The sequence below is a fragment of the Terrabacter sp. MAHUQ-38 genome (assembly GCF_014518425.1).
Classification (GTDB): domain Bacteria; phylum Actinomycetota; class Actinomycetes; order Actinomycetales; family Dermatophilaceae; genus Terrabacter.
Window position 1 is genome coordinate 530,912 of record NZ_JACVCU010000002.1, and the last position, 19,878, is coordinate 550,789.

The 19,878-nt window shown below is 71.7% G+C and carries 19 protein-coding genes; 6 read left to right on the top strand and 13 right to left on the bottom strand.

Annotation, left to right across the window (positions count from 1 at the left end):
* The first annotated feature begins 1 nt into the window (after position 1).
* Positions 2 to 631: an MSMEG_1061 family FMN-dependent PPOX-type flavoprotein gene (locus H9I49_RS09405; RefSeq protein WP_188030084.1), complete on the top strand. Its 630-nt coding sequence runs from the start codon at positions 2 to 4 to the stop codon at positions 629 to 631.
* 21 nt (positions 632 to 652) lie between these two features.
* Here H9I49_RS09405 and H9I49_RS09410 read toward each other — a convergent pair whose 3' ends face one another.
* Together H9I49_RS09410 and H9I49_RS09415 are read right to left on the bottom strand one after the other, a co-directional pair.
* Complete coding sequence (locus H9I49_RS09410) at positions 653 to 955, bottom strand: chorismate mutase (protein WP_188030085.1); 303 nt, start codon at positions 953 to 955, stop codon at positions 653 to 655.
* An 18-nt stretch (positions 956 to 973) separates the two neighbouring features.
* Positions 974 to 1,309 carry an acylphosphatase gene (locus H9I49_RS09415; protein WP_370587502.1) on the bottom strand — a complete coding sequence of 112 codons (336 nt, stop codon included), beginning with the start codon at positions 1,307 to 1,309 and terminating at the stop codon, positions 974 to 976.
* 108 nt (positions 1,310 to 1,417) lie between these two features.
* Here H9I49_RS09415 and H9I49_RS09420 point away from each other — a divergent pair, with 108 nt between their 5' ends.
* Complete coding sequence (locus H9I49_RS09420) at positions 1,418 to 3,388, top strand: acyltransferase family protein (RefSeq protein ID WP_188030086.1); 1,971 nt, start codon at positions 1,418 to 1,420, stop codon at positions 3,386 to 3,388.
* A complete protein-coding gene (locus tag H9I49_RS24415; RefSeq protein ID WP_223128474.1) occupies positions 3,385 to 4,323 on the top strand; it encodes an NAD(P)-dependent oxidoreductase in 939 nt (312 codons plus the stop codon). The genes H9I49_RS09420 and H9I49_RS24415 overlap by 4 nt, the downstream gene beginning before the upstream one ends.
* Before the next feature lie 55 nt (positions 4,324 to 4,378).
* Here H9I49_RS24415 and H9I49_RS09430 read toward each other — a convergent pair whose 3' ends face one another.
* From H9I49_RS09430 to H9I49_RS09440, 3 genes are all read right to left on the bottom strand, one after another.
* Positions 4,379 to 5,212, bottom strand: coding sequence for an MOSC N-terminal beta barrel domain-containing protein (locus H9I49_RS09430; RefSeq protein WP_188030087.1), 834 nt, complete (start codon positions 5,210 to 5,212; stop codon positions 4,379 to 4,381).
* Positions 5,213 to 5,216: 4 nt separating this feature from the next.
* Positions 5,217 to 7,142: a M3 family metallopeptidase gene (locus tag H9I49_RS09435; protein WP_188030088.1), complete on the bottom strand. Its 1,926-nt coding sequence runs from the start codon at positions 7,140 to 7,142 to the stop codon at positions 5,217 to 5,219.
* A gap of 70 nt (positions 7,143 to 7,212) precedes the next feature.
* A complete protein-coding gene (locus H9I49_RS09440) occupies positions 7,213 to 8,508 on the bottom strand; it encodes a hydroxyacid-oxoacid transhydrogenase (protein ID WP_188030089.1) in 1,296 nt (431 codons plus the stop codon).
* Positions 8,509 to 8,531: 23 nt separating this feature from the next.
* Between H9I49_RS09440 and H9I49_RS09445 the strand changes: the two genes are divergently transcribed.
* The 3 genes from H9I49_RS09445 to H9I49_RS09455 all read left to right on the top strand — a co-directional run bounded on the left by H9I49_RS09445 (position 8,532) and on the right by H9I49_RS09455 (position 11,965).
* Positions 8,532 to 9,803: an NAD(P)/FAD-dependent oxidoreductase gene (locus H9I49_RS09445; protein ID WP_188030090.1), complete on the top strand. Its 1,272-nt coding sequence runs from the start codon at positions 8,532 to 8,534 to the stop codon at positions 9,801 to 9,803.
* A 64-nt stretch (positions 9,804 to 9,867) separates the two neighbouring features.
* Complete coding sequence (locus H9I49_RS09450) at positions 9,868 to 11,625, top strand: sodium:solute symporter family protein (protein WP_188030091.1); 1,758 nt, start codon at positions 9,868 to 9,870, stop codon at positions 11,623 to 11,625.
* A 13-nt stretch (positions 11,626 to 11,638) separates the two neighbouring features.
* A complete protein-coding gene (locus H9I49_RS09455; RefSeq protein ID WP_188030092.1) occupies positions 11,639 to 11,965 on the top strand; it encodes a hypothetical protein in 327 nt (108 codons plus the stop codon).
* A gap of 35 nt (positions 11,966 to 12,000) precedes the next feature.
* Here the strand turns inward: H9I49_RS09455 and mutM are convergent, their stop codons facing one another.
* The 8 genes from mutM to H9I49_RS09495 form a co-directional block, all read right to left on the bottom strand.
* Positions 12,001 to 12,861: a bifunctional DNA-formamidopyrimidine glycosylase/DNA-(apurinic or apyrimidinic site) lyase gene (gene mutM, locus H9I49_RS09460; RefSeq protein ID WP_188030093.1), complete on the bottom strand. Its 861-nt coding sequence runs from the start codon at positions 12,859 to 12,861 to the stop codon at positions 12,001 to 12,003.
* Between the two features lie 6 nt (positions 12,862 to 12,867).
* Positions 12,868 to 13,686, bottom strand: coding sequence for a ribonuclease III (gene rnc, locus H9I49_RS09465; RefSeq protein WP_370587536.1), 819 nt, complete (start codon positions 13,684 to 13,686; stop codon positions 12,868 to 12,870).
* A 52-nt stretch (positions 13,687 to 13,738) separates the two neighbouring features.
* Positions 13,739 to 13,933, bottom strand: coding sequence for a 50S ribosomal protein L32 (rpmF, locus tag H9I49_RS09470; RefSeq protein WP_045191645.1), 195 nt, complete (start codon positions 13,931 to 13,933; stop codon positions 13,739 to 13,741).
* Between the two features lies 1 nt (position 13,934).
* Positions 13,935 to 14,510, bottom strand: coding sequence for a DUF177 domain-containing protein (locus tag H9I49_RS09475; RefSeq protein WP_188030095.1), 576 nt, complete (start codon positions 14,508 to 14,510; stop codon positions 13,935 to 13,937).
* 89 nt (positions 14,511 to 14,599) lie between these two features.
* Positions 14,600 to 15,088, bottom strand: a complete 489-nt coding sequence (gene coaD / locus H9I49_RS09480) for a pantetheine-phosphate adenylyltransferase (protein WP_188030096.1) — start codon at positions 15,086 to 15,088, stop codon at positions 14,600 to 14,602.
* Positions 15,089 to 15,166: 78 nt separating this feature from the next.
* Positions 15,167 to 15,748, bottom strand: a complete 582-nt coding sequence (gene rsmD, locus H9I49_RS09485) for a 16S rRNA (guanine(966)-N(2))-methyltransferase RsmD (protein WP_188030097.1) — start codon at positions 15,746 to 15,748, stop codon at positions 15,167 to 15,169.
* A gap of 1 nt (position 15,749) precedes the next feature.
* Positions 15,750 to 17,990: an ATP-dependent DNA helicase RecG gene (locus H9I49_RS09490; RefSeq protein WP_188030098.1), complete on the bottom strand. Its 2,241-nt coding sequence runs from the start codon at positions 17,988 to 17,990 to the stop codon at positions 15,750 to 15,752.
* Positions 17,991 to 17,994: 4 nt separating this feature from the next.
* The gene (locus H9I49_RS09495) at positions 17,995 to 19,740 is read right to left on the bottom strand and encodes a DAK2 domain-containing protein (protein WP_188030099.1); all 1,746 of its coding nucleotides are present in this window, start codon (positions 19,738 to 19,740) and stop codon (positions 17,995 to 17,997) included.
* Positions 19,741 to 19,878 lie beyond the last annotated feature (138 nt).

Consider the following 19,878-nt stretch of genomic DNA (forward strand, 5'->3'; position numbering starts at 1 on the left):
GGTGAGCGATCCCCACACCATCACCACGATCGAGCGGCTGCTCGAGGTCTATCCCACGGCACCCGTGGCGAACTCCCTCGCCAAGGAGTCACCGCGCATCACGCCGAGCCAGGCGCGGATCATCGGGGCAGCGCCCTTCGTCGTCGTCGCGACCGTCGGTGAGGGTGGGCTCGACCAGTCGCCGCGGGGCGACCACCCGGGTTTCGTCGTGGTGCGCGACGAGCGCACGCTCGTCATCCCCGACCGGCGCGGCAACAACCGGCTCGACACCCTGCGCAACGTCGTCGCCGACCCTCGCGTGGGCCTCATCTTCCTCGTCCCGGGCCTCGGCGAGGAGCTGCGGGTGCGCGGCACGGCCGTCGTGTCGACCGATCCCGTCGAGCTGGCGCGCCACGAGGTGAAGGGGGCGTTGCCGGCATCCGTCCTCGTGGTCACCGTGGAGCGCGGCTACTTCCAGTGCGCCCGTGCGATCAAGCGAAGCCGCTTGTGGGACAGCGAGTCCCGCGCCGACCGGGCGACGCTCCCGACAGCCGGGCAGATGACGCGCGAGGCGGGCGGGTTCACGTCGGACGCGGAGGCTGCGGCCTACGATGTCGCCCTCGACGAGCGGCAGAACGCGACGCTCTACTGACCGTCGCGCCGAGCCGGCGGCTCACTCGCCGCCGTTGGCGATCCGCTCGTGGTGGTGGATGACCTCGGCGATGATGAAGCCCAGGAAGGACTCCGCGAAGACCGGGTCCAGGCCGGCGTCGTCGGCGAGCGCCCGCAGGCGCGCGATCTGGCGCTCCTCGCGCGCCGGGTCGGCGGCGGGCAGATGCTGTTCGGCCTTTAGCTTGCCGACCTGCTGGGTGCACTTGAACCGCTCCGCGAGCAGGTGGACGAGCGCCGCGTCGATGTTGTCGATGCTGCTGCGCAGCCGGGTCAGCTCGGCCGGGACCTCGGGCTCGTCACTCACGCCGCCAGCCTAGGTGCGTCAGCGTTCGACGAAACCGGAGATTCCGTCCCTCGGAACACCCCGCTGCACGACGACGCTGTCGACGTAGCCGGGCCGGCGTGTCGTCGTGGGGTGCTCGCGGAGCAGCTCCTCGAGCCGCGCCACGTCGGTCGCGCGCCCCTGGGCGACGACCTCGACACGTCCGTCGGCGGTGTTGCGTGCATGACCGACGAGACCGAGCTCGAGCGCCTGGGCGCGCGTCCACCAGCGGAAGCCGACACCCTGCACCGTGCCCCGGACGAAGATCGTCACTCGCACCACTGCCTCGTCCCTGTCGTCAGCGTCCTCAGGAGCGTGCTCGTTCGTCCCAACCACCCCGACACCGTATGCCCGCGTGGCGCCGCAACGTCGTCCCCAGCCGTACCTATGCTCACACCAGGCACAGCGGTGACTCCACTCACTGCAGCCCACGGAAGGAGCGACGTGACGACGTCGGCGATTTCTCGGGCGGCTGGCACCGGTCAGACCGCAGACACGACCTCGGGGGGCGTCCCCCGGTCGGGGCGTGCCCGGCAGAGCCGGATCGAGGGCCTCGACGGACTGCGCGCCCTCGCGATCACCGGTGTGCTCGTCTACCACCTCAACGCGTCGTGGCTGCCCGGCGGCTTCCTCGGCGTGGACGTCTTCTTCGTCGTCTCCGGCTTTCTCATCACGACCCTGCTCGTGCGGGAGCACCACCGCACCGGCCGCATCGCGCTGTCCCAGTTCTGGGTGCGGCGCGCGCGCCGCCTCGTCCCGGCCCTCGTGCTGTGCGTCCTGACGAGCGTGCTCATCGCGCGGCTCGTCAGCCAGGACCTCCTCGTCGACATCGGCCGGCAGCTGCTCGGTGCCCTGACGTTCTCGACGAACTGGACCGAGATCGGCGCCGGCTCGAGCTACTTCGACCAGACGGCCCCACAGCTGTTCATGAACTTCTGGTCGCTCGCGGTCGAGGAGCAGTTCTACCTCGCGTGGCCGCTCGTGGTCCTTGCTCTGCTCGCCGTGGCCGGCCGGGTGCGCGTGGGTGTCGCCGTCGCGGTCGGCACCGCGTCCTCGCTGCTCATGGCGCTGCTCTTCACCCCGGGCCTCGACGCGACGCGCGTCTACTACGGCACGGACACCCATGTCATGGGGCTCATGGCCGGCGCCGCGCTCGCCTTCGCGTGGGCCAGCCCCAGCCTCGCGCTCTGGGTCGCACCCACGCGCTGGGGGCGGCTCGGGGCGTATGCCGTCCCTCTGGCCGGCGTGGTCCTGCTGGCAGAGATGGCCCTCCTCGACGAGCAGTCGACGCTGACCTTCCGCGGCGGCATCGTCCTCGCGTCACTCGCCACGGCAGTGCTCGTCATGGGCGTCATCGAGAGGCGACCGGACGGCGTGAGCGCGTTCCAGCGCCCCCTGCGACACCCGGTGGCGAGCTGGGTGGGGGCCCGTTCCTACTCCATCTACCTGTGGCACTGGCCCGTCATCCTGCTCGTCGCCCTCGACAACCCGTCGGCCCCGGGCACGATGTCGCACCTGCTGACCCGGCTCTGGTGCGTGCTCGTCACTCTTGCGCTCGCCGACCTGACGTTCCGGTTCGTCGAGACGCCGTTCCGCACGCTCGGCTTCCGGGGCGTGGTGACGAGCGTGCGGAGCCGGCTGTCCGCGCTGACCCGGCGCGCGAAGCAGGTGGCCGGCAGCGCCGTCGCCGCGCTGGCGGTGGCGACCGCCGTCATCGTGGTGACCGCGCCGGACCAGAGCGTGACGGCCAGGATGCTCGCCGAGAACGAGGCGTCGGCGCGCGCCGACTCGATGACCGACTCGCCGGCGGGGCACTCGGGCAGGTCCGGCCCGCCGCCCGGGGCCACGGCGTCCACCGACGCCCGGGCGACGGCCACCAAGGCGTCGTTCACGATGCCGAGCGGCCCCGAGATCGACGCATACGGTGACTCGATGATGGTCGGCAGCCTGCAGGCCATGCGCTACTACTTCCCCGGCATCCGCATCGACGCGAAGTCCAACCGACGCTGGTCCGACGGTCTCGCAGAGGTGACCGCGCGCGGCGGCGGCAACCGTCGCGCCGTCGTCCTCGCCTTCGGCACCAACGCGGGCGTCGACGAGGCGGACGTCACAAAGGTCCTCGACGCGCTCGGCCCCCGGCGGATGGTCGTGCTGGTCAACGTCATGGGCCCGTTCGCCCGGGTCGACACCGACAACGCGGCCTTCGACCTCATCGCCCGCGACCGTCCCAACGTCATCGTGGCCGACTGGGCCGACGCCATTCGTGCGCACCCCGACCAGGTGCAGTCCGACCGGGTGCACCCGACGATCAAGGGTGCCCACCTCTTCTCCAAGACGGTGCGTCAGGCGCTCGCCGACCTCTCGGAGCGCAGCACCGGCAAGAAGGTCGTCCTCAAGGAGCTACCGATCCCGTGACGAGCGGCCCCACACCCGGACCCACCCCGCCACCGACCGCCGCACCCACGTCGGGCTTCGGCCTCGAGGTGCAGTCGATCCGCACCATCGGCATCGTCTCGCCGGGAGCCATGGGCTCGGCGCTGGGACGTGCCTGGTCCGCTGCCGGGGCCCGGGTCGTGGCCACGGTCGCGGGTCGGAGCCAACGCACCGTGTCCCTCGCCGCGGGTCTCGAGCTGCTCCCCCACCTCGACGCCGTGGTGGCGGCCAGCGACCTGGTGGTGTGCATCTGTCCCCCGGCCGCCGCCGACGACGTGCTCGACGCGGTGCTCGCCGCGGCCCGGGCGACAGGGGCGCGGCCGCTGCTGCTCGACGCCAACGCCGTCTCCCCCGACCGCGTCACCGCGCTTGCCGTGCGGGCGGCGGACGCCGGCCTCGACCTCGTGGACGGCTCCGTCAGCGGCGGACCACCGACACCGCACGGCGACACGATGCTCTACCTGTCCGGAGCCCGCGCGGACGAGGTCGCCCAACGGCCGGCCCTCGGTCTGCGCCGACGCGTCGTCGGTGACCGACCGGGTCCGGCCTCGGGCGTCAAGATGTGCACCGCGTCGATCTACAAGGGGACGACGGCACTGTGGGCGCAGGCCCTGCAGACTGCCGACGCGCTCGGGGTGCTGCGCCACGTGCTCGACGACCTTGCCGAGGAGCTCCCCGAGCAGGTCGCCGATGCCGGTCCACGGATCGCCGCCGCCACGGCCAAGAGCGCACGCTTCGTCGACGAGATGGAGAGCATCGCGCAGACGCAGGGCGCGGCCGGCGCATCGGAGGAGCTCTTCAGGGGCATGGCCGCGGTCTACCGCCGACTGTCGGTCACGCCGCTCGCGTCCCTGAGCCCGGAGGACGCGGCCGCAGTCACGGAGCTGCGCGACGTGCTGGCCCGGCTGCGGCACTGACCACGCACGCGCGGATCACTCCGCCGATCACTCCGCGGATCACTCCCCGGGCGGCTCAGGTGGCGACGACCTCGTCGCCGACCCTGATCCTCGCCCCTGCTGCGAGCGGCAGCACCGGCGTGAGCCGGACACCGAACCACGTCGCGCCGTCCCACCTGCGGTGCCGGGCGAGCGTGCGGATGGGCTCCTTGCCGGTGCGAAGGTCCTGACGGTCGATCGTCGTCATGACGCAGCGGTCGCACACCATGGTGTGCCGGTAGGTCACGGCGCCGATGCGGACCGACGTCCAGGCGTCCTCGGCGAACGGCTCGCAGCCGTCGACGACGACGTTGGGCCGGAACCGCTCGTGACCCAAGGGCTCCACGGGCTGCTCGCCACGTTCGAGGGCCGTCTCGAGCAGCCAGTCGTTGAGGCGGCGCAGTGAGGCCTCCGACGTGACGTGGAGCGGCGCTGCGTCGGACAGCGAGTTGCGGTCACCCTCGACGCCGCCCATGTCGGGCCGGATCGGACGGACCGTCGTGTCGTCCTGCCACACGAGGCGCAGCGGCCTGCCGACCCGCGACGAGAGCCATTCCGCAGCCGCGTCGCCTGCCGGCCGCGCGCTGTCCTGGCCCGAGAACGACACCGTCACCGGCTCAGCGTCGCGCGGCGGCTCGACCACCAACGGGTCGCCACCGGGCGCGACGAGACGTACAGCCCCGCCGTCGAGCGGCTCGGCCCGTAGCCCGAGGAGCCCGTGTTCCTCGCGTGCCGTCACCTTCGTGCCGTCAGGGTCGACGACGGCCCAGCGCCGGTCGCCCCGCAGCCCCCGCTCCTCGACGACGGCCTCGGCGAGGGCGACGCCCCCGAGGGACTTGACGGGGTACGCCGTCAGCGCCGTGACCGCCACGCCGTCACTCGGCGAGCCAGGCGGCATACGCGTCGAACGTGTACGGACGGCCGAGGAAGCTCTCGACGAGGTCGGCGGCGTCGAGCCGACCACCCTGCGCGAGGACCTTGTCACGGTAGGCGCCGGCGACCTCGGGGTCGAACAGGTCGCCGCGGTCGAACGCGGAGAACATGTCCTTGGCGATGACGAGCGACCACATGTAGGTGTAGTACGCCGAGCTGTACCCGTCGAGGTGCCCGAAGTGGCACTGCATGTGCGTGCCCTCGAGGTACGGGAAGACGGAGTAGCGGCCCATGAGCTCGCGCAGCCGCGCCGTCAGGTCGTCGGTCTCGTTCACGTGGAAGTCGTAGGACAGCGCGGCGTAGAACATCTGCGTCCGCGCGTCGTAGCCCTTGCCGAAGTCGTCGGCCTTCCGCATCGCCTCGACGAGGTCCGCGGGGATCGTCTCGCCCTCGGCGTTGCGTGCGAAGGTCGCGAGCACGTCGGCGTCCCACGCCCACTCCTCGAGCATCTGGCTCGGCGCCTCGACGAAGTCCCACTCGGTCGCGACCCCGGAGAACCGCACCCACTCGGTGCGGCCGGCGAGCACGTGGTGCACGAGGTGGCCGAACTCGTGGAAGAGCGTCACGACCTCGTCGTGCTCCATCAGCCCCCGGTTGAAGTTGCAGACGAGCACGCCCTCGGCGAGCTGCGTGCCGGCGACCCCGCGGGCGAGGTCGAACTGGGCTGCGTGCTTGTACTTGCCGTCGCGCGGGTGCAGGTCGAGATGGATGCGCCCGATCCGCTCACCGTTGAACGACACGTCGTAGGTCGCGACCTCCTCGTGCCAGGCGCGGGCGTCCTCGCGCGCGACGGGCGTCCACTCGAGGCCGAAGAGGCGGCCCGTGACGTCGAGCAGGCCCTGGCGCACCGACTCGAAGGGGAAGTAGGTGCGAACCCGCTGTGCGTCCACCGCGAGCTGCTCCTTGCGGACGAGCTCGGCGTAGTACGCCACGTCGGCGCCGTCGATGTCCGTCGCGTCGGGCCGGTCCTGGCGCAGCCGATCGAGCAGCACCGCCTTGTCGCGCTCGGCGCTCACGGTCGACAGCTCGGTGATGCGGTCGATGAACTCGGCGATGGCCTTGCCGTTGCCGATCATCTTGACCTCCGCGTCGTAGTCGGCCCACGAGTCGTAGCCGAGCAGGGCGGCGTGCTCCCGGCGCACGGCGAAGATCTTCTGGAGCACGGCGTCGTTGGCGGGCCACGCGATCGTCAGGAACTGGGTGACGAGGTCGCGTCGGGCCTGGGCGTCGTGCGCGAAGGTGCGGAACGGCACGACGTCCGGATAGTCGGTCGTGACGGTGACCAGACCGTCCTCGCCGACCTCGTGGGCATCGACCCAGTCCTGCGGGAGCCCGGCCAGGCGGTCAGGCGTGACGCGGATGCTGCGGACGTCCTCGCGGATGTTCTTGCTGAACTCCTGGCTGAGCAGGATGCTCTGCTCACTCAGCTCGCGCAGCCGGTCGCGCGTCGCCTCGTCACGGTCCACACCGGAGCGGCGGAAGTCGCGCAGCGTGCGCTCGAGGACGCGTGCCGCGTCCGGGTCGAGGCCGGTGCCGTCGAGACCCGCGAAGACGGCGTACAGCTCGGTGTCGAGGCCGAGGTCCGTGTCGAGCTTCTGCACCTGCTGGGCGACGCTCTCGGCACGGTCGCGGACGGCCTTGTCGGGGTGCACCTCCGAGAAGAGCGAGCCGACGGAGGCGGCGTTCGAGAGCGCCACCTGGGCGTCGTTCCAGACCCGGAGCACCTCGAGGGTGTCCTTCGGTGGGTCCGTGCGCAGGCCGTCGACGAGCGATCGGGCCAGCGCGAGCTGCTGCTCGCCGCGGGCGCCGACCCAGTCGAGCCAGTCGCTGTCGAGGGGCAGGGGCAGGTGCGTGGGCTCCGTCGTCACAGACGGCACTGTATGCCGTCCAACGGGAGCTCACGCCCGCAGGCGGCCTGCGCGCGTGGTCGACACCTCTCTACGCCCAGAGGTGGAGCGAACGCGTGATGATCGCCGCCAGGGCGTCGGCGCCGACCTCGCGGGGACTCGTCGCGAGAAGACGCTGCTGCTTGAGCGCGCCATCCACGAGGTCGTCGACGTCCCCCTCGTCATAGCCGACGGCCGCGAGCCCGTTGGGCATGCCGACGTCGCGCATGAGGTCGACGAGAACCCCGGGCAGCACGTCCCGCGGCTCGGCGCTCCAGCGCGGGCCGTGGCCGGGATCGAGCAGCCGAGCGGCGGCGAGGTGACGGTCCGGGTCGGCCTCGAACGTCCATCGGAACGCCTCCGGTGCTGTCAGCGCCACGGCCATGCCGTGCGGCACCATCGGCTCGTCGCCGGGGTAGCCCTCGGGGTGGAAGTCACGGACGCGGCCGGCGACCGGATACGCGATCGCGTGCGGCACGTGTACGCCGGCGTTGCCGAAGCCGAGGCCCGCGAACGTCGCTGCGAGCGCCATGTCGCCGCGGGCCGATTCGTCGGAGCCGTCGCGCACTGCGGCCCGGAATGCCTTGGCCAACAAGGACATCGAGCGCTCAGACCAGAGGTCCGAGATCGGGTTGCTGCCGCAGTAGGGCACGCGCTCCGCCGGCTGCTTGCGTTCGTAGCTCGTGTAAGCACGCGCGGTCCAGCTCTCGAGCGCGTGGCACAGGATGTCCATCCCGGCGCTGGCGGTGACGCCGGCGGGCTGGGTGGCCGTGAGGCGCGGGTCGACGACGGCGAGCGCCGGACGCAGCCGGGCATGGCTGATCCCCGTCTTGACCTTGAGGGAGAGCACGTCGAGGACGCAGATCGTCGTGCTCTCGGCTCCCGTCCCGGTCGTCGTCGGCACCGCGACCAGCGGTGCCAGGGGCCGGCCCGGCGCCAGACCGGCCCCGACCGGCAGGTTGACGTAGTCCATGAGCTCGCCGCCGTCGGTGAGGATCAGGTCCACGGCCTTGGCTGTGTCGATGGCCGAACCACCGCCGACCGCCACGAAGCCGTCGAAGGGTCCGTCGGCGCGGGCCCGCTCCACCGCGGCGAGGAGGCTGGCATCGGTGGGCTCGACGTGCGCCGAGTCGTGCACGACGGCCTCGAGACCGGCGGTGCGGACGCCGGCAGCCACCCGGTCCGGCCAGCCGGTCGCGAGGACGCCGGGGTCGGTGACGACGAGCACGCGTGTCGCGCCGAGCACGGTGAGGTCGTGGCCGACCTCGTCGGCGGCGCCGGGACCGAACTTGAGCTGCGGCGCTCCGTAGGTGAACACGGCCTCCGGGCTCGCGGGCAACCACGTCATGCGACCACCCTAGGGTGGGAACCATGGAAGCCCAGGAGAGCGGGATCCTCGTCGTCGGCGCCGGACAGGCAGGCATCTCGCTCGTCACGGCGCTGCGCGAGCTCGGGGACCTGACACCCGTGGTGCTCGTCGGCGACGAGTCCGAGCCGCCCTACGAGCGACCACCGCTGTCGAAGAGCTACCTGCGCGGCGAGCACGACCGCGCCTCGCTCGTCTTCCGGGACCGGTCCTGGTTCGCCGAGCACGGCGTCGAGCTCGTCACGGGTGACGCGGTCGTCGATCTCGAGCGCGAGACCTCGGGAGGGCGCGCCACCACCGCGTCGGGACGAGTCATCACGTTCGAGCGTCTCGCGCTGACGACCGGTGCGACGAACCGGCTCCTGCCCGTCGACGGCGCCACCCTCGACGGTGTCCACGCGGTGCGCACGCTCGCGGACGCCGACCGGCTCGCGCCCGAGCTGGCGCGTGCGCGCCGGGTCGTCGTGGTCGGTGGTGGCTTCATCGGGCTCGAGATCGCTGCCGGCGCACGCACGCTCGGCAGCGAGGTCACCGTCGTCGAGGCGACCGACCGGCTCCTCGCCCGTGCGGTGACCGCCACCCTGTCCGAGTTCGTCCGCGACGCGCACGAGCGACGGGGCACGCGGATCCTTCTGGACGCCAGTGCAGTCCGTGTGCACGGCGACGGATCGCGTGCGGCGGGCGTCGAGCTTGCCGATGGCACGACACTTTCCGCCGACGTCGTCGTGGTCGGCATCGGTGTGGTGCCGCGTACGGAGCTCGCCGAGCGGCTGGGGCTCCGCGTCGATCCGCAAGGCATCGTCGTCGACGCGCATGCCCTCACATCCGACGGCGTGACAGTGGCCGCGGGCGACTGCGCCGTCGGCCCGAATCCCTTCACCCGTGGGCTGCCCGGCCCTACGCGCCTCGAGAGCGTGCCCCACGCGACCGACCAGGCGCGCGCCGCGGCCGCGACCCTCGCCAGCCACCCGACGGCATACGACCAGGTGCCGTGGTTCTGGAGCGACCAAGGTGACCTCCGCCTGCAGATGGCCGGGCTGTCAGCTGGCGCGGACCATGTCGTCGTCCGGGGCGACGTTGCGGCAGAACGCTTCTCGGTGCTCAGCTACCGAGAAGGACTGCTCGTCGCCGTCGAGTCGGTCGGGAGCAGCGCGGACTACCTTGCCGTGAAACGCGCACTCGAGAAGGGCATGACGATCGAGGCCGAGGCGGCCGCAGACCCAGCGGTCCCGCTCAAAAGGCTCATCACGAGGGCACACGCCGCCCCATCGTCCTGACGCGCCGGGCCCGGCACCCTGCGCTAGCGTGAATCGATCGATGCCCAACGAAGGGACTGATCGCATGCACGCACTGGCGGGTCTGCCGACTGCGGACACCCTGATCGACGCCAACGTCGTCGACTACTTCATCATCGCGCTGTACTTCGTCTTCGTCCTCGGCATCGGGGTCATGGCGAGGCGCGCCGTCTCCGACTCGATCGACTTCTTCCTCTCGGGCAGGTCGCTACCGGCCTGGGTCACCGGTCTCGCCTTCATCTCGGCGAACCTCGGTGCCGTCGAGATCATGGGCATGTCGGCCAACGGGGCCGAGCTCGGCATCTCGACCGTGCACTACTTCTGGGTCGGTGCCATCCCCGCCATGCTCTTCCTCGGCGTCGTGATGATGCCGTTCTACTACGGCTCGAAGGTGCGCTCGGTCCCCGAGTTCATGTTCCGGCGCTTCGGCACCGGTGCCCACCTCGTCAACGCCCTCAGCTTCGCGCTCGCCCAGCTCCTCATCGCCGGCGTCAACCTCTACCTGCTCGGCTCGATCGTGCACGCGCTGCTGGGCTGGCCGCTCTGGGTCGCGCTGCTCGTCGCGGCCGCCATCGTGCTGTCGTACATCACGCTCGGCGGCCTCTCGGCGGCGATCTACAACGAGGTTCTCCAGTTCTTCGTCATCGTCGCGGCACTGCTCCCCCTGACCCTCATCGGTCTGCATCGCGTCGGCGGCTACCAGGGGCTCAAGGACAAGGTCGCCGAGTTCGCGGCATCGGCGCCCGCCTCGGCAGCGGTCCCGCCTGCCGGGCAGCAGCTCGAGTCGTGGCCCGGCCAGGCCCTGTCGGGCTTCGACTCGCCGGTCTGGTCCATCGTCGGCATCGTCTTCGGCCTCGGCTTCGTGCTCTCCTTCGGCTACTGGACGACGAACTTCGTCGAGGTCCAGCGCGCCATGGCCTCCAACTCCATCTCGGCCGCGCGCAAGACCCCGATCATCGGCGCCTTCCCCAAGATGTTCGTGCCGTTCATCGTCATCCTTCCCGGCATGGTCGCCGCCGTCCTCGTCAAGGAGATCGCCGAGCTCAAGGCCGGCGGCTCGCCGGCGGGCGGTGCGTCCGGAGAGGGGGTCAAGTACAACGACGCCTTGCTGCTGCTCATGCGTGACGTGCTGCCGAACGGCCTGCTCGGCGTCGCCATCGCCGGCCTGCTCGCCGCGTTCATGGCCGGTATGGCCGCCAACATCTCGGCGTTCAACACGGTCTTCAGCTACGACCTGTGGCAGCGCTACATCCGCAAGGACCACTCCGACGACTACTACCTGCGCATCGGCCGGCTCGCCACCGTGGCCGCGACGGTCATCGCCATCGGCACGGCTGTCGTCGCAAGCTCCTTCAGCAACGTCATGGACTACCTCCAGACGTTGTTCGGCTTCTTCAACGCGCCGCTCTTCGCGACGTTCATCCTCGGCATGTTCTGGAAGCGGATGACGGCGACCGCCGGGTGGGTCGGACTGTCGGCCGGAACCCTGTCGGCCGTGCTGGTGGCCTTCCTCACCGAGGACGCCTTCGGAGACGTCAGCCTCGGCGTCATCCCCATCGGCGGCCAGGGGGCGGCGTTCCTCGCGGCGTCGGCGGCCTTCGTCGTCGACATCGTGCTGAGCATCGTCGTGTCACTCCTGACCCAGCCGAAGCCCGCCTCCGAGCTGCGCGGCCTCGTCTACTCCGAGACACCCAAGGAGGACCTGGTCGACCCGCACGAGTCGCGTCTGCCGTGGTACCAGCGCACGATCCCGCTCGCCGGCGTCGCGCTCGTCCTCGTCATCATCCTCAACCTGGCCTTCTGAGAGGAGCGCCGACATGACCGACCCCGAGCTCACCGCGCCCGACCCCGACGACACCAGGCTCACCCGGCACACCGCGGGCGCCTTCGACATCCGCAACTTCATCGGCGCCCTCATCGGCATCTACGGCGTGGTCCTGACCCTCATGGGCCTGTTCGGCGACAAGGCGTACGAAAAGACGGGCGGCGTCAACGCCAACCTGTGGGCGGGCCTCGTGATGCTCGTCGTGGGTGCGGCGTTCATGACGTGGGCGCGCCTGCGGCCGATCATCGTGCCAGATCACGTGGGGCGCGTGCTCGACGACCCGACGCGTCCCGCACCGAGGCGGCGCGGCGGCCACTGAGCCGCGGCACCTTCTCGGCCCGCCCGCTCCGGACGTCAGGACTGGCGGTGTCGCCGCGGTCGTGGCTGGCAGACGGGACACGAGAACGACGAGCGGTTCATGAACTGCTCGCGGCGCATCGTCGCGCCGCACCGGTCGCACGGGGTGCCAGCGCGGCCGTAGGCGTGCAGCGACCGGTCGAAGTAGCCGCTCGCCCCGTTGACGTTGACGTAGAGCGCGTCGAAGCTCGTCCCGCCGTGCCCGAGCGCCTCGGACATGACGTCGCGGGCGTGGTCGAGGATGCGGGCCAGTGTCGGCTTGGTCAGCGCCGAGCAGAGGCGCTCGCCGTGCACCTTGGCGCGCCACAGAGCCTCGTCGGCGTAGATGTTGCCGATGCCCGAGACCAGGGACTGGTCGAGCAGGGCGCGCTTGACGGCGCTGTCACGCTGCTTCATGCGGCGCACGACGGCCGCCTGGTCATAGGACGCCTCGAACGGGTCGGGCGCGATGTGGGCGACCGACTCGGGGATGCCGTCGCCTCCCAGCGGTGAGAGCGCGAGCCCGCCGAAGGTGCGCTGGTCGACGAACCGCAGCTGTGGTCCGCCGTCGGCGAAGTCGAACCGGGCGTGGCAGTGCTTCTCGAGCGGTGCGTCCGCCGGCTCGACGAGCATCTGCCCGCTCATGCCGAGGTGGACGATGAGGGCGTCCTCGCCGTCGAGGGCGAGCCAGAGGTACTTGCCGCGGCGGGAGGCCGCGGTCACGGTGACGTCGTGGAGGCGGGCCGCGAGGTCAGCGGGTCCGGGATCGTGGCGTCGGGCCACTCGCACGCCGGTGATGCGGGCGCGGGTCACGTGCCGGCCCACGACGTGGCTCTCGAGGCCACGCCGGACGACCTCGACCTCGGGAAGCTCGGGCACGCCCGCTCAGGCCCGGCTGGGGGCCTCGGGCGAGGCCGGCGACGTGCGGCCGCCGCTGGACCCGTTGGACGCCGTCTTGGGCGCGGCGGAAGCAGCGTCGGACGCACCGATGGACGGGCCGTCGGAACGGCGCTCGTCGAGCGTGTGCCACGCCTCCTTGGCGGCCTTCTGCTCGGCTTCCTTCTTGGAGCGGCCACGGCCCTCGCCGAGGACCTCCTCGCCGACGACGACGCGGGCGTGGAACTCCTTCTCGTGGTCGGGGCCCTGCTCCCCCACGCGGTACTCCGGCGACCCGAGCGCGGCACCGGCAGCCATCTCCTGAAGGCTCGTCTTCCAGTCGAGGCCGGCGCCGAGCGTCGCGGCCTCCTCGATGAGCGGGTCGAAGTGGTGGTGCACGAAGCGCGCGGCGTCGTCGATGCCGGCGGACAGGAACACCGTGCCGATGAGCGCCTCGAGCGTGTCGGCGAGGATCGAGGCCTTGTCGCGCCCGCCCGTGGCCTCCTCGCCCTTGCCGAGCATGACGAACTCGCCGAGGTCGAACGTGCGCGCGACGTCGGCGAGCGCCCGCATGTTGACGACCGCCGCGCGCAGCTTGGCGAGCTGGCCCTCGGCGAGGTCCGGGTGCTCGCGGTACAGCGTCTCGGTCACGACGAGGCCCAGCACCGAGTCACCGAGGAACTCGAGGCGTTCGTTGTTGGGCAGTCCGCCGTTCTCGTACGCGTACGAGCGGTGCGTCAGGGCACGCAGCAGCAGCGGCTCGTCGATGTCCTGGCCGACCACCTCATGGAGGTGGGCGATCAGAGCATCGACGGGCCGCTGCGGCACAGCGGGAACACCCCCAGCGTCAACGTCGCTCACGGGGCTGCTCACGGGGTGATCAGGCCTGGTGCTCGGTGCGCTCGGCGACGGCGTAGTGACGGCCCTTGTACGTGCCGCACGACGGGCACGCGATGTGCGGCTGGGCCGCGGCACCACACTGGGGGCACGTGGTCAGCGTCGTCGGCGTTGCCTTCCAGTTCGCGCGACGCGAACGGGTGTTGGAGCGCGACATCTTCCGCTTCGGGACAGCCACGTCAGTTCCTCTTCTCTTGCGGGTCGTTCCCCAGCAGTCCGCTGAGGGACGACCACCTCGGGTCGATCACTTCATGTTGGTGGTCCGGGTCCTCCGCGAGGTGCATCCCACACTCGGAACACAGCCCCGGGCAGTCCGGCCGGCACACTGGCTTGAACGGCAGCGCCGGCACGACAGCGTCCCGGAGCACGGGCTCGAGGTCGATGAGGTCACCGACCAGCTCGTGCACCTCGTCCTCGTCCGAGTCGGCTCCCACCTCGTGGTGGTGCGCCGCCCGGTCGGCGTAGGCGAACAGCTCCTGGAAGGTCCCGTCGACAACGAGCTCGACAGGATCCAGGCACCGCACGCAGGCGCCGGTCGCCGTGCCACTGACCGAACCCGTCACGAGGACGCCCTCCACGACGGACTCGAGCCGCACCTCGACCTCGACCGGGGACCCGGGCTTGATCGAGATGACGTCGGTGCCGAGGTCGTCGGGCAACGTCACCGTGCGCTGGAGCTCCTGCATCGTGCCCGGTCGCCGGTTGAGCTCCCTGGTGTCGAGCACCAGTGGAGAACGGGGATCGGGACGGTCCATGACTCCTGCGCACAGTAGATGGTTCGGTCCGCGCCAAGACGGACGTGGACCGACGTCCAAGGCTACCGGAGGGGGACCCCGCGCCCAAATCAGCCCAGGCGCTCCCGCAACGCGGCCAGGACGGCGTCCGGGACGAGGCCACTCACGTCGCCGCCGTAGCGCACGACCTCCTTGACGAGCGAGCTCGACACGTGCTGCAGCGTCGGGTCGGCCGCGATGAAGAGCGTCTCGACGCCGGTCAGGTGGTGGTTCATGTGCGCCATGGGCAGCTCGTAGGAGAAGTCGGTGCCCCCACGCAGGCCCTTGACCATCGCTGCGGCACCCACCTCACGGCACACGTCGACGACGAGAGTGCCGCCCCACGAACCGATGCGGACGTTGGGCAGGTGGCCGACGGACTGCTCGATCAGCGCCGTGCGCTCCTCGATGGTGAACGTCCCCTTCTTGCTCGGGTTGTGCAGGATCGCGACCACCACCTCGTCGAACAGCCGGCTCGCCCGGGTCACCACGTCGACGTGCCCGTTGGTGACAGGGTCGTAGGAACCGGGGCACACACACCGGCGCGCGTCGCTCGTCACGCGCCCAACCTACCGTCCGGGCGCTCGGGGACCCCGCAGCCGAGGCCCCGGCCGCCGCGCGGGTCGTCGGCGGCGGTCTCACGCGACGACATCGTTGGGCCGAGGCTCGGCGAACCACATCGTCGTCTCCCCGTAGCGCTTCTCGCCCGACAGCTCGAGCCCGCCGGGCCAGGTCGGCTGGGGCGACCGGCTCGAGCGCTCGACCACGACGAACGCCTCGGGCGCGAGCCACTCCTTCTCGACGAGACATGCCAGCACGGCAGCCAGCGACTCCTCCGAGACGTCATAGGGCGGGTCGAGCAGGACGAGGTCCATCCGGGCACCGGCCGGGGGCCCGGCCGCGAGAGCTCGTTCGACGGTGTCGGTGAGCAGCCGCACGTGAGGGTGCCCCACGACTCCGACGTTGGCCCGGATGACCTTGGCGGCGGACTTGTGCGACTCGACGAGCAGCACGAGGGCGGCGCCGCGGCTCGCTGCCTCGAGCCCCAGTGCACCCGAGCCGGCATACAGGTCGAGCACGTTCGTGCCATCGAGCAGCCCGCGGTGCTCGAGGCGGCTGAAGAGGGCCTCGCGGACTCGGTCGGACGTCGGTCTCGTCGACGAGCCAGGGGGCGTCTGGAGCCTCCTGCCGCCGGCGCTGCCGCTGATGATGCGCGTCATCTCAGCCCCGTTCGAGCCAGGCGGCCTGGTCCTCGTCGAGGCGCGTCGCGACGGCGGCCGCGAGCGCCGGGTGGGCCCGCAGGTCAGGGTCGTCGCCGACGAGTGCGAACGCGTCCTCGCGGGCATCGGCGATGATCTGCTCGTCCTCGACCCGTCCGAGCCGCAGGTGGCGCACCGAGTTGCCGCGCCCGCTCTGACGAGCGCCGAGGACGTCTCCCTCGCGGCGCATCACGAGGTCGGCCCGGGCGAGCTCGAAGCCGTCGTTGGTGGCGGCGACCTGGTCGAGGCGCTCGACAGCACGCTCGCCCGCGCCCTGGGTCATGAGCAGGCAGAGTCCCGGCACCGAGCCACGGCCGACGCGGCCGCGCAGCTGGTGCAGCTGGGAGATGCCGAACCGGTCGGCGTCGACGACGACCATGACGGATGCGTTGGGCACGTCGACGCCGACCTCGATGACTGTCGTCGCGACGAGGACGTCGATCTCGCCGGCCGAGAAGGCGCGCATGGTCGCGTCCTTGGCATCCGCGTCCAGGCGGCCGTGGAGCACCTCGATGCGGAGCCCGTCGAGGGCCGGCGTGGCGCGCAGCGTGCTCAGCATGGCGTAGACGCCGGTGAGCTCACGCTCGGGAACCTCACTGTCGTCGTCTCCGCCCCAGTCGTCCCACCCGGCGTCCTCGTCGGACGAGTCGCGGCTGCCGGCCGCCCCAGTGATCGCGTCGTGGTCGACGTCGCCGATGCGCGGGCACACGACGTACGCCTGGTGTCCCTTCGCGACCTCCTCGGCCACCCGCCGCCAGGTGCGCTCGACCCAGCCCGGCCGGTCTGCGTCGACGACGTGCGTCGCGATCGGGGAACGGCCCTTGGGCAGCTCGCGGAGCGTCGAGGTCTCCATGTCGCCGAAGACGGTCATGGCGACCGTGCGTGGGATCGGCGTGGCAGTCATGACCAGCACGTGTGGCGGACGGACCCCCTTCTCACGCAACGCGTCTCGCTGCTCGACGCCGAAGCGGTGCTGTTCGTCGACCACGACGAGGGCGAGGTCGGCGAACTGCACGTGCTTCTGGATGAGCGCATGCGTGCCGACGACGATCCCCGCCTCGCCCGAGGCCGCGTCGAGCAGGGCGCGCCGGCGGACACCGACGCTCTGGCTGCCGGTGAGCAGGGCCACTGTGGTGCCGAACTCGGCGCCGCCGAGCATTCCGCCCTGAGCGAGGTCGCCGAGCATCGTCGTGATCGACCTGTGGTGCTGTGCGGCGAGGACCTCGGTGGGCGCGAGGAGCGCTGCCTGGCCACCCGCGTCGATGGCGGCGAGCATGGCGCGCAGCGCCACCACCGTCTTGCCCGAGCCGACCTCGCCCTGCAGGAGCCGGTGCATCGGACGGTCGGACGCCAGCTCGGACGCGAGCACCTCCCCGACCTCGAGCTGGCCCGCCGTGAGCTCGAACGGCAGCCGTGCGTCGAAGGCGGCCAGCAGCCCGCCGGGCCGTGGGGGCCGGGGCGTCGCGAGCTCGGACTCGGCGGCCTTGCGGCGCTGGGCGAGAATCGTCTGGAGGACGAACGCCTCGTCGTACTTCAGGCGCTCGAGCCCCCGAGAGGGAAGGTCGTCGACGGCGGGCCGATGGACGAGCTCGAGGGCGACCGCACGGTCGACGAGACCGCGCGCTGCGCGTACGTCGTCGGGCACCGGCTCGCGGATGCGGTCGACCGTGTCGAGGGCCGTGTGCACGAGCTTGCGCAGCCGAAGGGAGTTCAGCTTGCCCGTCGTGGAGTACACGGGGACCCGGTGCGTGCGGTACCACTCGACGGCGGCCTCGCCCTGCTCGTCGTCCTCGAAGAGCTCGTACTCCGGGTGGGTCAGCTGCAGGCGCCGTCCGTAGGCGCCGATCGTGCCGACGAAGAAGCCGCGCACGCCGGGGAGGAGCTTCTTCTCGTGGCCGTACGCGTTGAAGAACGTCACGTCGAGCTCGTTGCCGCGGTCGTCGCCGATGACGACGGTCAGCATCTTGCCGCGTCGGTTGCGCATGGCGCGCGACGACGCGCGTTTGACCTCGGCCACGACGAGGACGTCCTCGCTGACGTGGACCGACGACAGGTCGGTGAGCTGGCCGGGCCGGACGTAGCGGCGCGGGACGAACTCGAAGAGGTCTCCGACGCTCTGGATGCCCTTGGTGCGGGCGAGCTGCTCGGCATCGGGCTTCTTGAGCAGCTTGGTGAGGGGCGAGTCCTCGGTCAGGGCGGGCACGGCGTCACTCCACCCCGAGCAGCACGGAGTAGACCGCCTGCCCGCCGTCGATGAGGGAGACCTCGATGCCGTGGTGGGCGCCGCGCGCTTCGGCGGTGACGGCGTCGAGCAGGCCCTCGGGCGCGTCGAGCCCGGCGACGACGGTCACGAGCTCGCCACCACTGCCGAGGAGGCGCCGCACGACGTCGCGTGCGACGTCGAGCTCGTCGGAGCCGACGATGACCACGTCGCCGTCGACGACGCCCAGGACGTCGCCCGGACGACAGGGTCCGCCGCTCGTCAACGCCACCCGGTTGGCGACCGTGACGCCGCCGTGGCGCGTCGCGGACGCGGCCGCCTGCATGGCGAGCACATTGGAGGCCGACGGCGCGGTCGGCTCGAACACGGCGAGGGCCGCGATGCCCTGCACCGCGGTGCGCACGTGCACGAGGTGGGCCTCGATGCCGTCGTCGGCGACAGCCCGGACCGCCGCCGCGGCGGCGAGGAGGGTGTCACCGTCGTTGGGCAGCACGACGACGCCGGAGGCCCCCCGGGCGTGCTGCTCGCGGATCGCGTCGATGAGGCTCCCGGTCGAGGCGCGGCGACCCGGGCCCGAGCGCACGACGACCGCGCCGGCCTCCTCGAACAGGGCCTCGAGCCCCACACCGGCCGTGCACGCGACGATCGCGGTCCCGGAGGGTGGGGACGCCGGGTGCCCGTGGGTGTGGTGGGGGCGGTCGTCGAGTCGGTGGTTCTCGGTCAGCCGGGTGATGCGGACGCGGTGCGGCCGGCCCGCGTCGATACCGGCCTCGACCGCGGCTCCGGCGTCGTCGACGTGGGCGTGGACGTTCCACTCGCCGTCGCCCCCGACGACGAGCACGGAGTCCCCCAGCTCGACGAGGCGGTGGCGCAGGGCCTCGACGGCGTCGTCGTCGCAGTCGCGCAGCAGGTACATCACCTCGAACTCGGGGATGGCCCGGTCGTCGTCGACGACGGGGCGGGCAGCGGTGAGCGCGGCGCTCGCCGCGTCGGGTCGCAGCCGGGCGCGGCGGTCGGCCGAGTCGGAGCCGGAGCTGGCGCGCTGCCCGGCACAGACGCGCTCGAGGCACTCGAGGAGGACGACGAGACCGGCGCCGCCGGCGTCGACGACCCCGGCCCGGGCCAGGACCTCGAGCTGCTCGGGCGTGCGCTCGAGGGCCTCACGTGAGGCCTTCAGGGCAGCGAGCGCGACGGCGTGGACGCCGACGTCGGGGTCGCCCGAGGCGGCGTCCTCGCCCGAGGCGGCGTCCTCACCCGAGACGGCACGGGTGGCCGCCTCGGCCATCGCACTGGCGACCGAGAGGATCGTGCCCTCCTTGGGGTCGGTCACCGCCTGCCGCGCCCGCGACTCGGCATGCCGCAGCCCCTCGGCGAGGACGCGTCCGCCGATCTCCGCAGACCCGGCGCACCCCTCGGCCAACCCACGGGCGAGCTGGCTGAGGATGACGCCGGAGTTGCCCCGCGCCGTCCAGAGCAGGTGCTTGGCGAACACCGCGAGCAGCGCGTCGGCGGTCATGACGTCCGCGGCGGCGAGCGTCCTCTCGACCGCACCGTCGAAGGTCAGGTAGAGGTTGGTGCCCGTGTCCCCGTCTGGGACCGGGAACACGTTGAGCGCGTCGATCTCGGCACGACGGGCAGCGAAGAGCGAGCGCGTCAGCACGGCCCACCGGCGCACGGCGACGAGGTCGAGCACGGTGAGGGGCCCGTCGGGCGGCGGCGCGGCGCCGGGCATCGGTCCTCCTGGCTCGTCGTGCTGGAAATCGGGCTCGCCGATGCTCGGCAGGCTAGCGCCTCCCCCAGACGGTCGCATGCACCGGACGGGGTGCCCGCTTCTCGAAGCCCTCCCCGCGGCCGGGTCGGACTACCTTGG